At 51.4% G+C, this 13,254-nt stretch carries 16 protein-coding genes; 5 read left to right on the top strand and 11 right to left on the bottom strand.

Annotated elements, in window-relative coordinates; all coding sequences use genetic code 11:
• Positions 1 to 100: 100 nt before the first annotated feature.
• From ACNA05_RS04925 to ACNA05_RS04955, 7 genes are all read right to left on the bottom strand, one after another.
• Positions 101 to 898 (bottom strand): MipA/OmpV family protein, encoded by a 798-nt coding sequence (locus ACNA05_RS04925; protein ID WP_415810290.1) that lies wholly within the window; start codon positions 896 to 898, stop codon positions 101 to 103.
• A 110-nt stretch (positions 899 to 1,008) separates the two neighbouring features.
• Positions 1,009 to 2,223: a beta-ketoacyl-ACP synthase I gene (gene fabB / locus ACNA05_RS04930; RefSeq protein WP_415810291.1), complete on the bottom strand. Its 1,215-nt coding sequence runs from the start codon at positions 2,221 to 2,223 to the stop codon at positions 1,009 to 1,011.
• The gene (gene fabA / locus ACNA05_RS04935; protein WP_415810292.1) at positions 2,223 to 2,744 is read right to left on the bottom strand and encodes a bifunctional 3-hydroxydecanoyl-ACP dehydratase/trans-2-decenoyl-ACP isomerase; all 522 of its coding nucleotides are present in this window, start codon (positions 2,742 to 2,744) and stop codon (positions 2,223 to 2,225) included. The genes fabB and fabA overlap by 1 nt, the downstream gene beginning before the upstream one ends.
• 97 nt (positions 2,745 to 2,841) lie before the next feature.
• Positions 2,842 to 3,402, bottom strand: coding sequence for a tetratricopeptide repeat protein (locus tag ACNA05_RS04940; protein ID WP_415810293.1), 561 nt, complete (start codon positions 3,400 to 3,402; stop codon positions 2,842 to 2,844).
• 55 nt (positions 3,403 to 3,457) lie between these two features.
• A complete protein-coding gene (locus ACNA05_RS04945) occupies positions 3,458 to 3,847 on the bottom strand; it encodes a hypothetical protein (RefSeq protein ID WP_415810294.1) in 390 nt (129 codons plus the stop codon).
• A 2-nt stretch (positions 3,848 to 3,849) separates the two neighbouring features.
• Entirely contained in the window at positions 3,850 to 4,203 is a 354-nt protein-coding gene (locus ACNA05_RS04950; protein ID WP_415810295.1) for a heavy-metal-associated domain-containing protein, read from the bottom strand.
• 10 nt (positions 4,204 to 4,213) lie between these two features.
• Entirely contained in the window at positions 4,214 to 4,879 is a 666-nt protein-coding gene (locus ACNA05_RS04955; RefSeq protein ID WP_415810296.1) for a hypothetical protein, read from the bottom strand.
• Positions 4,880 to 4,938: 59 nt separating this feature from the next.
• On the opposite strand from ACNA05_RS04955, the gene ACNA05_RS04960 reads away from it, so the two are divergent.
• Both ACNA05_RS04960 and ACNA05_RS04965 read left to right on the top strand, forming a co-directional pair.
• Complete coding sequence (locus tag ACNA05_RS04960; RefSeq protein WP_415810297.1) at positions 4,939 to 5,226, top strand: metal-sensitive transcriptional regulator; 288 nt, start codon at positions 4,939 to 4,941, stop codon at positions 5,224 to 5,226.
• Positions 5,227 to 5,262: 36 nt separating this feature from the next.
• On the top strand, positions 5,263 to 6,021 hold the full coding sequence (locus ACNA05_RS04965) for a MauE/DoxX family redox-associated membrane protein (RefSeq protein WP_415810298.1): 759 nt from the start codon (positions 5,263 to 5,265) through the stop codon (positions 6,019 to 6,021).
• Positions 6,022 to 6,023: 2 nt separating this feature from the next.
• On the opposite strand, the gene ACNA05_RS04970 is transcribed toward ACNA05_RS04965, so the two are convergent.
• The 3 genes from ACNA05_RS04970 to ACNA05_RS04980 are packed head-to-tail and all read right to left on the bottom strand — an operon-like array spanning position 6,024 to position 7,953.
• Positions 6,024 to 6,617, bottom strand: coding sequence for an HAD family hydrolase (locus tag ACNA05_RS04970; protein ID WP_415810299.1), 594 nt, complete (start codon positions 6,615 to 6,617; stop codon positions 6,024 to 6,026).
• Between the two features lie 4 nt (positions 6,618 to 6,621).
• Positions 6,622 to 7,491: an oxygen-dependent coproporphyrinogen oxidase gene (gene hemF / locus ACNA05_RS04975; RefSeq protein ID WP_415810300.1), complete on the bottom strand. Its 870-nt coding sequence runs from the start codon at positions 7,489 to 7,491 to the stop codon at positions 6,622 to 6,624.
• Positions 7,492 to 7,500: 9 nt separating this feature from the next.
• A complete protein-coding gene (locus ACNA05_RS04980) occupies positions 7,501 to 7,953 on the bottom strand; it encodes a tRNA (cytidine(34)-2'-O)-methyltransferase (protein ID WP_415810301.1) in 453 nt (150 codons plus the stop codon).
• Between the two features lie 141 nt (positions 7,954 to 8,094).
• Between ACNA05_RS04980 and petA the strand changes: the two genes are divergently transcribed.
• From petA to ACNA05_RS04995, 3 genes are all read left to right on the top strand, one after another.
• On the top strand, positions 8,095 to 8,646 hold the full coding sequence (petA, locus tag ACNA05_RS04985; RefSeq protein WP_415810302.1) for a ubiquinol-cytochrome c reductase iron-sulfur subunit: 552 nt from the start codon (positions 8,095 to 8,097) through the stop codon (positions 8,644 to 8,646).
• A 1-nt stretch (position 8,647) separates the two neighbouring features.
• Positions 8,648 to 9,931: a cytochrome b gene (locus ACNA05_RS04990; protein WP_415810303.1), complete on the top strand. Its 1,284-nt coding sequence runs from the start codon at positions 8,648 to 8,650 to the stop codon at positions 9,929 to 9,931.
• Between the two features lie 74 nt (positions 9,932 to 10,005).
• Complete coding sequence (locus ACNA05_RS04995; RefSeq protein WP_415810304.1) at positions 10,006 to 10,869, top strand: cytochrome c1; 864 nt, start codon at positions 10,006 to 10,008, stop codon at positions 10,867 to 10,869.
• Positions 10,870 to 10,954: 85 nt separating this feature from the next.
• Here ACNA05_RS04995 and ACNA05_RS05000 read toward each other — a convergent pair whose 3' ends face one another.
• Positions 10,955 to 13,147: a M3 family metallopeptidase gene (locus tag ACNA05_RS05000; RefSeq protein ID WP_415810305.1), complete on the bottom strand. Its 2,193-nt coding sequence runs from the start codon at positions 13,145 to 13,147 to the stop codon at positions 10,955 to 10,957.
• Positions 13,148 to 13,254: the final 107 nt, after the last annotated feature.

Here is a 13,254-nt window from a genome sequence, read left to right on the forward strand (position 1 = left end):
TGACGTCTCAGTCAATCCCTATTTTCCGCTCAGTGCCCCGGCTGGAAGATGTTGACTTCGGGCGCGGGACAGTCACTACGATTTTATCATATTCAGCGGATTAGAATTTTCGGGCAATGCCCAACGCTACCGTCAGCCCGGTATTTTTTGGTGATAGAGGGCTTTCTTTGATATCACCCATAAGCCAAGTGTGATTGACGAGGCCGACAATCTCATAATCCTCGTTCAGCTCATAATATCCTGCGATGTGGGCGCCCAGTGAGGACAGGCCATCATCATTGGAAAGCGGTGCCAGGCCGGAGGCAGCCGCTTGCCGCGAGTCAATTCCGTAATTCGTGTCCAGTAAATCGCCTGTGCTGAAAGTGGCCCGCACGCCGGGAGTCAGCGTAAACCTGTCAGTCGGTTTGACGAGAGTGGTGAGCAAAGTGTCAAGCTTTGCGCCGTCATGATCTGCCCCGATAGGAACCGTTCCGACGACATCTAAGGCTGCGAAAGGAAGATTAGCGCGTGCAAAGACTTTCCCGCTCCCCCCCGTACTTACGTCGAACGCTTCTTCATAACTTGTGCCGCCGAATGGAGTGTCCTTTCCGTCCCGGCCAAAGGCCACATTTGCGGCAGCGCCTAAGCGAAGCTTGTCATTATTAATGGCGTAGACGCCAGCGCCCAAAGCCGGGTTAAGGAAGAACCGCCCTTTATAGGTTGCGTTGACATATGGCAGCACCAGCAGGTCTGTCTCTTCGCTGCCGACATAACTATCAAGGCTCACGCCAGCGATGCCTATAGACGCTGTGCTCTCCGCTTTATCCGGCGGGATGTCAAAGATGCTGGTTTGTGCTTCGGCAAATGCGGCGACGCTCCAAAGCGCCGTTGTGCCCAGAATTAGGGACAAAAATTTCATGATGGTTCCTTCGTATATGTGAAGGTTATACGCGGCAGAATAAAATTCGTGCCATCATAAAAAAGTTACAGACCATTCAAACATGATTGAACGGCCTGTTTTAAAATATTCTAGATTTTTGAGAAAATCACACTGCCATTCGTGCCGCCAAAACCGAAACTGTTCGACATGGCCGTTTTAATTTCGGTTTCGACCACTTCCTGCGCAATGTTAATCGTCGCGATTTCCGGATCAAGATCGAAAATGTTGATGCTAGGGGCAACGAAACCGCGATCCATCATCAACAAGGTGTAAATGGCTTCCTGAACGCCTGCCGCGCCCAAGCTATGGCCTGTTAGGCATTTCGTGGCAGACACATAAGGACCGTTATCGCCAAAGACACGGTTAATCGCGGCGCTTTCTGCGATATCACCGACCGGCGTCGAAGTGGCGTGGGGATTAATATAATTTACCGTTTCAAGCCCGGCGTCTTTCAGGGCCATGCGCATGGCACGCTCTGCGCCTTCGCCGCTTGGCGCCACCATATCATGGCCATCAGACGTGGCAGCATAACCCGTGATCTCGGCGTAGATTTTCGCGCCGCGAGCTTTTGCGTGCTCATATTCTTCGAGAACCAACATGCCTGCGCCGCCAGCAATAACAAACCCGTCGCGGTCTTTGTCAAAAGCGCGGGAGGCTAGCTCCGGCATGTCATTATATTTGCTGCTCATCGCGCCCATAGCGTCAAAGAGCGAGCTCATCGCCCATTCGATTTCTTCACCGCCGCCGGCAAACATGACGTCTTGTTTACCCCATTGAATTTGTTCGGCGGCCGCGCCGATACAATGCAGTGAAGTCGTACAGGCGGAGGTAATGGAGTAATTTACACCAAGGATTTTGAAATGCGTCGCGAGCGTCGCAGACACTGTAGACGACATAGCTTTCGGCACAGCAAACGGGCCAATCCGTTTCGGAGAGTTATTCTTGCGAGTGATGTCTGCTGCCCGGACGATTTCGATAGCGGAGGGACCGCCGGATCCGGCGATAATGCCTGTGCGTTCATTTGAAATAACAGATTCGTCAAGTCCGGCATCCGCAATGGCTTGATCCATAGCGACAGCGCTCCATCCGGCCGCATCTGCCATGAAACGCATGGAGCGTTTGTTCACATAGTCTTTGGGGTCCAAATCCGGACGTCCGGAAATTTGGCTGCGGAAGCCAAGTTCCGCCATTTTTTCATCTTTCGTGATGCCGCACTTCCCATTTTTCAGGCTTTCAGCGACACTGTCTGCATCATTGCCGATGCAGGAGACAATTCCCAATCCGGTGACAACCACACGACGCATTAAGCTTCTCCATCTTGAGGTACAAATAAGCCTACCCGAAGATCACTGGCTTTATAAATTTCCACGTCATCGGCGAACATGCGACCTTCCGCGATTCCGAGGACGAGTTTACGGCGTATAACGCGTTTGAGGTCAATTTCATACCGAACTTTTTTGACATCAGGTGTAACTTGTCCGGTAAATTTTACTTCTCCCACGCCAAGCGCACGGCCGCGGCCCGGAGAGCCGGTCCATCCTAGCCAAAACCCGACGAGTTGCCACATAGCGTCCAGACCTAAACAGCCTGGCATGACCGGATCGCCCCGGAAGTGACATTCAAAAAACCAGAGGTCAGGATTTACATCCAGCTCTGCCACTATGTGGCCTTTGCCAAATTCGCCGCTCTTGTCGTCAATATGCGTAATCCTGTCGAGCATCAGCATGGGGGGCAGGGGCAATTTAGCATTACCCTGTCCAAACAGGCTCTTCTCACCGCTGATGATCAGCTCGTCATAATTATAGGAAGGCTTAATAAGGTTCATAAAAAATCATAGCTCATATATCGAATAAAGACCCTTGATAAAGGGCCTTGTCCCAAACTCAAGAGGAAAGCCGCCAGAGGATGAAAAAGCCTGCATATCAGGAGGGCGCCTTTACATCGTACCGCCTGATCGCGGCCGAAGCGGGCGGCCAATCAGGGCGCAGCGCCAAAGCGCGCCGCAAGTCGAGATATGCGGCTTTGTAATTTTCCTCCCGGTCATAGGCGAGGGCTCTGTTAAAGAGCGCTTCCGGCATTTTTTCCAACGGCTTAGTCTTTCCCAGGTCAATGGCTGTGCTCAAAGCGTCAATCGCTAGGCGGTAATCCTCCATATAAATTAGGCCGGCTCCGTAATTGATATAGGCTTCGGGAAGGTCAGGAGCGTAGTTAATCGCTGTTTCATAATGGTCGCGACTTTTATCATAGTCTCCGGCTCTCATATAAAGAATTCCTGTATTTATATGCGTCGCGGCTTGGTCCTTTTGTAGAAGACCAATTTCTAAGGCCGCGCGGCAGGTTTGTATAGCCTCAGACGTTCCGGGATTGCCGTCTCGGGTCAATTTATAGCAATTTTCGGCATCGCCTGAGCCGACAACCATAACCTGCCCGCTGGCCGCGACGGGCAAGCTTAGCAACAATGCGGCCAATAGTGATCTAATCATGCCCGCTTATATCACGAAAAAGCATTTCGCGATATCACCTTTAACCGAAGGCAGTTCAGCTCAGCAGTTTAGGTAAGATAAATGCGGAAAAAGCGCCAATTACCCATACGCCAAACCCAATGTACAGAATCCATCCTCCAAAACGTCTTAGGTTGGAGCAGAGTTTAGCTTGCGCCGGATCTGCGGGGCAGGGCATGTTCCGGGTCAGGTAGCGCACACCCCAGGCAGCGAAGAGCAAAACAAGGCTGCCGCCAAAAACCAAAGGTTTGTGAGCCGATAACCAGATGAGTTGCGGGATATTGGCGGTGAGAGAAGAGAGGGCGGCGCCCATACCGAATGTGATCATCACTGCCGGAAGTGTGCAGCATACCAGCGTCGACAAACTGGTTGCCAGAGCTATTGCGGGCGCAGCCGTTTCGCGGGTTGCCAGGTTCAAGCGGCTCATGGCTATTCTGCTTTGGTCTCGACTTTAAGGTCTGGTTTATGGGTAATTTCCGTCACGCTATACCCTGCCTTTTTCACCAATTTTGTAATTGTTTCGTCATCAAGGGACTGACCGTCTTTAAAGACGATGGACAGCTCTTTAGTATCTAGATCGACGTGAGTTGCGGCAACGGCGTCATTTTTTTTGAATGTTTTGTTCAAAGCGATAGAGCAGAAATCACAGACCAACCCGTTCAATCCGACCTTAGTGTCAGCTGTTTGCATAATGACAGCTGGTTCGAGACTGTCTTTTGCGTGGGACGCGATCGGCGCGGATAAAGCAAGTGTGGTGCCAATCAATAGTGATGTCAGTCTCATTTTCATCTCCTTAGAAACGGTGAACGTAATTTAAAAGGGGTTCGCCTTGGTCGTCGACCCCGACTTCCAGCAGGCTAGGGCCTTTAAAAAACCGGAGTAGCGCTGTTGCCCCTAATTCATCTTCATTGCGGCGGCTCTCGGGGCGGTGGTGGCCTTCGATCATAATCCATGTATGAAGCGCGCCAGTATTGGCGACATATGGGGCTACGCCTAATCGTCCATGGTAGCTGGAATATTCGTCAAACCGTCCATTATCCCAGTGCTCTGCCGCAGCGGAGACGAAATAACGGCGGGTTTCCCAATCGCCCGAAACGCCTATCATCAGGGCTTCGTCGTCGTCTCGCGCGAGGGAAGACGGTTTTTCATCATTGACCACCCCTACGGCCACGCGGCCATAAAGATTGGCTTGGCTGTCACGTTTATTCCAGCGTTTTAAAAGTCGGTTTGCCTGCAGGCCCGTAAAGACAAAGTCTCGATCCCGATCATAAAGCAGCCTCAGACCAAGACTGTGTTTCGTGTCCAGAGTATAATGGGCATGGAGACTGTTTTGGTCAGCATCATTTTTTATCATCAACGTCCAGGCGTCGGGATAAGAAACAGGCCGCGCCTCGGCGAAAGACGCCCCCAACAGCCACAGGGCAAGCCCCCCGATATATTTCAGACCCGCATTGGACATACCCCCCTATGGTATGTTAGGGGTGGAAAATCAACGGGTAATTTCATAAAGTCGTCACCATGGAAGATTGTCATGAATCAAGATCAGAAAGGCGACAGGGGTGTCGTAAACGTTTGTCCAGAATTGAAGGGCAGGTCCGCGGTCTGCAGAAAATGATCGATGAGGATCGTTACTGCATCGATATTCTTATCCAAACCAAAGCGGTGATTTCAGCCATTCAGAGAGTGGAGGGCGAACTTCTCAAAGACCATATTGATCACTGCCTAACGGATGCAATTAAGAGCGGGGACGTCTCCGCACGGGAAGAAAAAGTCGCCGAGCTGGTTGATCTTCTTTCAAAAAGATAATTTGAACGGGCGTAAGCTGAACAGGAGGAATTAGGCATGACTAAGAAAGCTGTTCTTTACCGAATGACCGAGCCAGTTCACCTCTGTCCTTTTGGATTAAAATCAAAAGACCTATTGCGCCGAAAAGGGTTTGAAATAGAGGATCATCACCTAACAACCCGAGAAGAGACGGATGCCTATAAAAAGAAAGAAGGCGTTGAGACGACCCCTCAAACTTTCATCGAAGGGGAGCGGATTGGAGGCTATACAGATTTACGTCGCCATTTCGGTCTGCATGTCCGCGAAGACCAAGAAACAAGTTTTCGTCCAATATTAGCAATTTTTTCGGTCGCCGCTCTGATGGCGGTCGCGCTTTATATCGGAAATGGTCGTCCTGTTTCCCCAGTCCGACTAGTCGAGTTTTTCGTAGCCATTAGTATGTGCGTTCTAGCGATACAGAAGCTTCAGGACCTACAGAGCTTTTCAACAATGTTTTTAGGTTATGATGTTTTGTCACGAAAATACATGCCTTACGCTTTTTTCTATCCCTTCGCGGAGGCCGGTGCCGGTATTTTGATGCTCGCGGGTGGCATATTCGGTCTAATCGCCGCGCCTTTTGCCTTTTTCATAGGAACGGTCGGCGCTTGGTCGGTTTTCAAGGCGGTTTACATCGACAAACGGGAACTGAAATGTGCCTGCGCCGGAGGGGATAGCCAAGTCCCGCTTGGCTTTGTCTCGCTCTCGGAAAATCTTGCCATGTTGGGAATGGCGATCTGGATGGTCGTGAAAGCTTTTGCGCTTTCGACGCCCGTCTAAGCTCAGATAATTTTGAGAAACCGCAAGATCGGCAAAACCCCTTTATGCCGGTCAACATGGTAGGTCTCGAGCCCTTGCTTGCGCGCGGCTTTGACGTTCAGCATTGTGTCATCGAAGTAGAGAACTTCGCTTGCCGAAACGCCCATTTCTTCGAGCGGAATTTGAAAGCTTCGCTGTGCGGGTTTGGCCACGCCCATAATATGGGATGCAAAACAGTCGTCGAAGACGTCTTCCAGTTGAACCATTTCGTGCAAGTGCGCCCAATGCAGGGCATTCGTATTGGACAGACAGGCTAGTGTGTAATTCTGCCTGAGGGTTTTGAGCGTTTCCAGCGTGTTTGGAAAAGGAGGATGAACCCAACTATTCCAAAGCGCGGCAAACGCTTCGGGCGGCATGTCCATATCGAACAGTTTGACCATTTCGGTGGTGAACGTCAGGTCATCACATAGACCCGCTTCATAGGCGTTGAATGTTTCGGATTGGGCGAAGGTTTCCACGATAGTTTCGCGGCTCACGCCCTGCCGTTCCATCAGGCTCTCGATTCCGACCCAAGGCACAATTACGCCGCCAAGGTCGAAAAGGAGGACGTGTTTCATGACGCTATGGCCACTTCACCAAAGGCGGCATGGAGCTGAGGATCGTCTTTACATTGCCGCCAGTTTTTAAGCCAAATGTCGTGCCGCGGTCCCAGAGCAGGTTGAACTCGACATAACGGCCCCTCGTAATGAGCTGTTCCTCGCGGTCTGCCTCGGTCCAGGGCTCATTCATACGGCCGCGAACTATGGCGGCGTAAGTTTTGACGAAATGCCGACCTACGTCTTGGGTGAAAGCAAAGTCGGCTTCGAAATTGCCGCTATTAAGGCGATCATAGAATATGCCGCCTGTCCCGCGCGGCTCGTCACGGTGGTGAAGGTGGAAGTATTCATCGCACCAATCCCGATACCGATTGTAATCAGCAACCTCATGCGCGTCGCAAGCGGCTTTCATTCCGGCGTGAAAGGCGAGTGCATCCGGAGCGTCGGGGCGCCTGTCTTTGGCCTGAGTCGGCGTAAGGTCTCCGCCGCCGCCAAACCAATCCTGTGTCGTCACAATATATCTCGTGTTCATATGAACGGCCGGGATATGCGGGTTTCTCATATGCGCGATGAGCGAAATACCTGCTGCCCAGAAGCGAGGGTCTTTGTCTGCGCCCGGAGTGCGGGCGGCCATTTCGGGCGTAAATTCGCCTTTGACTACAGAAATATGGACGCCGCATTTTTCAAATAATCGGCCCCGAAGCATTCCGCCCGTCCCGCCGCCGCCATTTTCAACTTTGCGCTGCCAATCCTCGTAAACAAATTTACCGGGCTCTCCGGGGTAGAGATCAGAAGGCGCTTCGCGCTCAAGCGTTTCAAACTCCGCGCAGATTTCATTCCGTAAGGATTTAAACCAATCTGCGGCGCGGGTTTTTCGGGACTCAAAATCAGTCATGGCAGCCCTTTACGGTAAGCTAGCTGTTTGCCGCAAGGCTTCATAAAGCGTCACGGCGACGCTGGTGGCGAGGTTGAACGAGCGGGCGATCGGCGCGATAGGAATGATGACGCGGGCGTCGGCGCTTGCATGCACCTCATCAGGCACGCCCGCGCTCTCGCGTCCGAATATTAATGTGTCTTCTGATTCGAACTGAAATTCCTGCAATTTGGTTGCGCCTTTTGTGGTGAGCAGAACAATTCGTTTTTGTGGCTTGAAATCCGCCCAGCTCGTGACGCGTTGTAGCCCTCCAGGAGGGTCGTAATCCATTGCGGCGCGGCGAAGGGCTTTTTCTGACAAGGGGAAGCCGCAGGGCTCTATAACAGAGAGCGGAACGTCAAAGCCCGCGCAGAGCCTCATCACCGCACCTAAATTGGCGGCAATATCCGGTTGGAAGAGCGTGACAGAGAGATTTTGGGCCATAAACAGCCTCTTACACGAAATAAAACTGCAATAAATCTGTGAATTGCGGCGTCTTGCCGCGAATAATCTGTGGCATTACAAGATATATAAGGTTAGACACCCGCCCAAATACATTAAATTGACCGCAGGAGTGGACAGACCATGTCCGATACCGTGAAAACAGACGAAAACATTGATGGCGATAAGCGCGATTTCATTTTTATCGCGACAGGCGCCGTAGCCGCAGCCGGAGCCGCCTCGATTGCTTGGCCCTTGGTTGCCCAAATGGGCAAGGCCGCCGATACACTCGCGGCAGGGTCCATTGAGATTGATCTTTCCAAGATCGCAGTGGGGCAGCAGCTCAAAACCCTTTGGCGCGGCAAACCCGTTTTTGTTCGTCACAGGACAGAAAAAGAAATTGCCGAAGCAGAATCAGTTGATGTGAGCGCGCTACGCGATCCGCAAACGGATGAGGAACGCCTTGTTCCTAATGCAGAAGGTAATTTGGAACGGGCCTTTCTGGTAATGGTCGGCGTTTGCACCCATTTTGGTTGCGTTCCCGTCGGCGAAGCCGGAGACTTTGACGGCTGGTACTGCCCATGTCATGGCTCACATTATGATACGTCCGGACGTATTCGTAAGGGACCGGCCCCGACAAACATGGTCATCCCCCCTTATACATTCGTTTCCGACACAGTGATCAAGGTAGGTTAATATGTCAGGACATCCTTCTACTTACGAACCGAAATATGGTGCGACGAAATGGATAGACCGTCGTCTGCCTATTATTCGCGTCGGCGCAGACTTTATGACTTTCCCGTCTCCGCGGAATTTGAATTATTGGTATACTTTTGGCGGCATTCTTACGCTTTGCCTCGTGACCCAAATCATCACTGGGATTATTCTGGCCATGCATTATGTGCCGAATGTTGACGGCGCGTTTGAGTCTGTTCAGCGTATTCGCCGCGATGTACCGTTTGGGTGGCTCTTGCAGCCTATGCACGCCGTGGGCGCTTCGATGTTCTTTTTGGCCGTTTATATGCATATGTTCCGGGGACTCTATTACGGGTCTTACAAGGCCCCTCGGGAGCTGCTCTGGATTATCGGGTGTGTGATTTATCTCATTATGATGGCGACGGCCTTCCTCGGTTATACCTTGCCGTGGGGACAGATGTCCTTCTGGGGCGCCACCGTGATTACAGGTTTCTTTGGCGCGGTGCCGGTTGTCGGCGAAAGCCTGCAGCAATGGCTCTTGGGCGGATATGCCGTGGATAACGCCACGCTGAATCGCTTCTTTGCGCTTCATTATCTTTTACCATTCATAATTGCCGCTCTGGTCGGGCTCCATGTTTGGGCTCTGCACCATGTTGGACAAAACAATCCGATCGGCGTGAGCGCAAAAACTAAATCTGACACATTGTCTTTCCATCCGTTTTATACGGTCAAAGACGCTTTTGCTGTCGCGGTTTTCCTACTGATTTTCGCTTTCTTCTTGTTCTATCAGCCGGACGCTCTGGGGCATGCGGATAACTATATTGAAGCGGACGCTCTAAAAACGCCGCCGCACATCGTTCCGGAATGGTATTTCTTACCCTTCTACGCGATTTTGCGGGCTGTGCCGGATAAGCTGGCCGGAATTCTCTTGATGATCAGCGCGATTGTTGTGCTGTTTGTCTTGCCTTGGCTGGATACGTCGAAGGTAAAATCTCTTCGTTTCCGTCCGGTTGCGAGATGGTTCTTCTTTATCTTCCTCGTTTTCTGCTTCATCCTTGGGTGGTGCGGTGCGGGAACGCCGGACAACATCGCAATTCCTTTGGGTGACACAGGCATTACTTTCTACCGCCTTTCCCAGATTGCGACGATTTACTACTTCGCTTACTTCTTGATTATCCTGCCTGTATTAGGCTTGGTTGAAAAACCTCTGGCCAGACCGGACTCTATTACGAAAGCTGTTCTAGGGGATCAGCCTCGCGGCGGTTCAACGGCAGCGGCAGAATAACCTCGAAACGTGAAATACACCCCGCGCGGATTGCCGCGCGGACCCTTAAAGACAGAAAATATACGGGCTAGAACATGGCTTCCAAACTTCTAAAATCCTTTCTTGTTGCCGGCGGCGCTTTAGCCGTCATAGCGACGGGCGCAGCTTTTGCCGCTGGTGGCGGTACTGGCGACTATAAGATGGTGCACAAGCATTGGCACTTTAATGGCCCATTCGGCACTTATGACCGCGAAGCAATGCAGCGGGGCTATCAGGTTTACCGGGAAGTCTGCTCGAGTTGTCACCAACTGAAGCATCTGTCATTCCGTCATTTGGGCGATAAAGGCGGCCCGTTTTATCTTGAGGATTACCCAAACCCGAATGACAATCCTTATGTGAAGAATTTTGCGGCGGATTGGCTAATCGAAGATATTGACCCTGAAACAGGGGATGTCACAGAACGCCCTGGAACAACATCAGATAAATTCCCTTGGTTTTTTACTAATGATGCGGCTGCGCGGGCGTCCAATGGCGGAGCGCTACCGCCGGATCTATCTGTCATGGTTGCAGCCCGTAACGGCGGCGCAGACTATGTTTATAACCTGCTGACGGCGTATGACACGCCAAAGCCAGCTGATGTCGAACTGACAGCGGGTCTGCATTACAATCCAGTGATGGATGGTGGCAAAATTGCTATGGCCAACCCTCTTAGCGATGGGCTGATTGAGTACGCGCCAATCGTTACTGAAGACGAAGAAGGCAATACTGTTGAAACTCCGGCCCCCGAAGCCACAGTTGAGCAAATGGCGGCTGACGTCACAGAGTTTCTCGCTTGGTCGTCTGACCCGAAAATGGAACAGCGTAAGTCTACGGGCGCGATGACGATGATTTATCTTGTCATTCTCTCTTTGCTGTTGTGGCTGACCTATAAGCGCGTCTGGCGCAATGTAGAGCATTAGCCTCTAAGCAAACACATTCAGAATAGTAAAAACCCCGCTCTGAGGCGGGGTTTTTTATCTGCATAATTTGTAGTTGAAGCGCGGCCTATTCTTCGGTGAAGCCGCGATCCCGCATGAGGGCGTCGATTTCGGCGTCCCGTCCTCGGAAAGCGCGGTAGGCTTCTGCTGGGTCAACCGAATTGCGAGGCGCAAAGAGATGTTCAACCAGCTTTTCTGCAATGGCTTCATCATAAAATCCGCCCGGGCTCTCCTTGAAAGCTTCTGCAGCGTCAGAGGTTAGAACATCGGCCCACATATAACCGTAATATCCGGCGGAATAGCCTTCTCCGGAGAAGACGTGGCCGAAATGCGGAGAGCGGTGGCGCATGACAATTTCCGACGGCATGCCTAGATCGTCTAGGGTTTTCTTCTCGAATGCGTCTGGGTCAATGCCTTCAGGATCGGTTGTGTGGTAGCGCATATCTACCAAAGCAGAGGCGAGATATTCCGTTGTTGCAAACCCTTGATTAAAGGTCGCCGCATCTTTGATCTTTTGGCGAAGTTCAGCAGGCATAGGCTCGCCGGTTTCGTGATGGACGAGGTAGTTATTGACGACCTCATCTGTCGATATCCAACGCTCTAAGAGTTGTGATTGAAATTCGGTGTAATCCCGAACGCCGCCGTTTAAAGTCGGGTAAGCCACATTTGAAGATAGGCCGTGCAAGGCATGACCGAATTCGTGGAAGAAGGTTGTGGCATCATCCCAAGAGACAAGAACAGGCTTTCCTGCCGCCCCTTTGACGAAATTGGAATTGTTTGAGGCTAGAACAGTCGTTGGGCCATCAAAGGTCGTATGGCTCCGATATGTTGTGGCCCAGGCGCCGGAGCGCTTTCCAGTACGGGCAAACGGGTCCAGATACCAAAGACCGACATGATCGCCTGTTGTTCTATCTGTGACGTTCCAGACTTTTACGTCCGGATGAAAAACAGGAACCATCCCGGAGGGAACCCGCTTAAAGTCATAATTAAATAACTCGCCGGCCACATAAAACATGCCTTCACGGAGCTTATCAAGCTGAAGATATTGTTTCACCTCGTCGGAATCGAGATCATATTTATCCTTACGGACTTTCTCAGCATAGAAACGATAATCCCAAGGCTCGATTGTGATATCCGCGCCTTCTGACGCTGCGAGGGCCTGCATGTCCGCAACTTCCTCTTCGGCGCGCGCAATGGCAGACGGCCAGACAGCCTCCATCAGTTCAATGGCACGTTCCGGTGTTTTGGCCATCCGGTTTTCAAGACGCCACTGAGCGTAATTATCATATCCCAGCAACTCCACCCGTTCATCACGAAGCTGTAAAATGTCGGCGATAATAGCGTTATTATCGAATTCGTCTGCATTGTCTCCGCGGCTGTAATAAGTCCGCCAGACTTTTTCGCGCAGATCACGCTCTGTGGAATAGGTGAGGAAGGGCGACATGGAAGAGCGCGTATTGGTAACGGCAAACTTTCCGTCCTCCCCTCGCTCCGTCGCCGCGCCCGCCGCCGCATCGATGTAAGATTGCGGCAGTCCACCCAATTGATCTTCCGTGAGATAGAGAACGTAATTTTCTTCGTCCGCCAAAACGTTATTGGAGAACTTGGTATATAGCGTCGCCAATTCCTGATTAATCTCTGCGTAGCGAGCTTTCTTTTCTTCGCTCAGCGTCGCGCCGTTTCGAGCAAAGCGGTCATATGTCAAATTCAGAACCCGTTTTTGATCGTCCCGCAAGCTCTCAGCCTCTTCGCTTTCATAAACCGTCTTAATGCGATCGAATAGCGCTTGGTTTTGGGTGATTTTAGACCGAAAGGCTGAAATTTTCGGCGACATTTCTGTCTGTATTTCTCTGAACTCCGGGCTTGAGATATTAGACGCCCAAATACCGCGCATGACAGATACGCGGTCCCACTTCTCGCCAGTGCGCTCTAAAGCAACGATAGTGTTTTCAAATGTCGGCGCGTCCGGATTTTCAGTAATAGCGTCTATTTCTTCGAGATTTTCTGCCATGGCCGCTTCCAGCGCGGGTTTGAGGTCTTGTAGATCCATCTCATCAAAAGGTGGTACGCCGCCATAAGGGCCGTCCCATTCCGCCAATAAAACATTTTCTCCCGCTTCAGACTGATCGGGCGTCGCAGAAGCAGGCTCAGAGCTTGACGTGGCCTCCGTGTTTTCAACCGGGTCTGGCTCAGACGGTTCTGAGCAGGCCGTAACAGCTAAAACAGCCAGGCTGGACATGAGAAGAAGGGAATAGCGCATAAAATATCCTTTTATAAATTTGTAAAACCATAGGCCTTCAAAGGCGGTATAAAAACATCAAATTGCATTGGCCCGCGAAATCTCTGCGTATTTTAGCCCCTAATCCT

Origin of the sequence: Litorimonas haliclonae (assembly GCF_965138505.1) — a bacterium.
Taxonomy (GTDB): Bacteria; Pseudomonadota; Alphaproteobacteria; order Caulobacterales; family Maricaulaceae; genus Litorimonas; species Litorimonas haliclonae.

Bases quoted from the DNA above. Each gene is read 5' to 3' on its own strand.
- ACNA05_RS04925 (WP_415810290.1), bottom strand. From the start codon at position 898: ATGAAATTTTTGTCCCTAATTCTGGGCACAACGGCGCTTTGGAGCGTC.
- fabB (WP_415810291.1), bottom strand. From the start codon at position 2,223: ATGCGTCGTGTGGTTGTCACCGGATTGGGAATTGTCTCCTGCATCGGC.
- fabA (WP_415810292.1), bottom strand. From the start codon at position 2,744: ATGAACCTTATTAAGCCTTCCTATAATTATGACGAGCTGATCATCAGC.
- ACNA05_RS04940 (WP_415810293.1), bottom strand. From the start codon at position 3,402: ATGATTAGATCACTATTGGCCGCATTGTTGCTAAGCTTGCCCGTCGCG.
- ACNA05_RS04945 (WP_415810294.1), bottom strand. From the start codon at position 3,847: ATGAGCCGCTTGAACCTGGCAACCCGCGAAACGGCTGCGCCCGCAATA.
- ACNA05_RS04950 (WP_415810295.1), bottom strand. From the start codon at position 4,203: ATGAGACTGACATCACTATTGATTGGCACCACACTTGCTTTATCCGCG.
- ACNA05_RS04955 (WP_415810296.1), bottom strand. From the start codon at position 4,879: ATGTCCAATGCGGGTCTGAAATATATCGGGGGGCTTGCCCTGTGGCTG.
- ACNA05_RS04960 (WP_415810297.1), top strand. From the start codon at position 4,939: ATGGAAGATTGTCATGAATCAAGATCAGAAAGGCGACAGGGGTGTCGT.
- ACNA05_RS04965 (WP_415810298.1), top strand. From the start codon at position 5,263: ATGACTAAGAAAGCTGTTCTTTACCGAATGACCGAGCCAGTTCACCTC.
- ACNA05_RS04970 (WP_415810299.1), bottom strand. From the start codon at position 6,617: ATGAAACACGTCCTCCTTTTCGACCTTGGCGGCGTAATTGTGCCTTGG.
- hemF (WP_415810300.1), bottom strand. From the start codon at position 7,491: ATGACTGATTTTGAGTCCCGAAAAACCCGCGCCGCAGATTGGTTTAAA.
- ACNA05_RS04980 (WP_415810301.1), bottom strand. From the start codon at position 7,953: ATGGCCCAAAATCTCTCTGTCACGCTCTTCCAACCGGATATTGCCGCC.
- petA (WP_415810302.1), top strand. From the start codon at position 8,095: ATGTCCGATACCGTGAAAACAGACGAAAACATTGATGGCGATAAGCGC.
- ACNA05_RS04990 (WP_415810303.1), top strand. From the start codon at position 8,648: ATGTCAGGACATCCTTCTACTTACGAACCGAAATATGGTGCGACGAAA.
- ACNA05_RS04995 (WP_415810304.1), top strand. From the start codon at position 10,006: ATGGCTTCCAAACTTCTAAAATCCTTTCTTGTTGCCGGCGGCGCTTTA.
- ACNA05_RS05000 (WP_415810305.1), bottom strand. From the start codon at position 13,147: ATGCGCTATTCCCTTCTTCTCATGTCCAGCCTGGCTGTTTTAGCTGTT.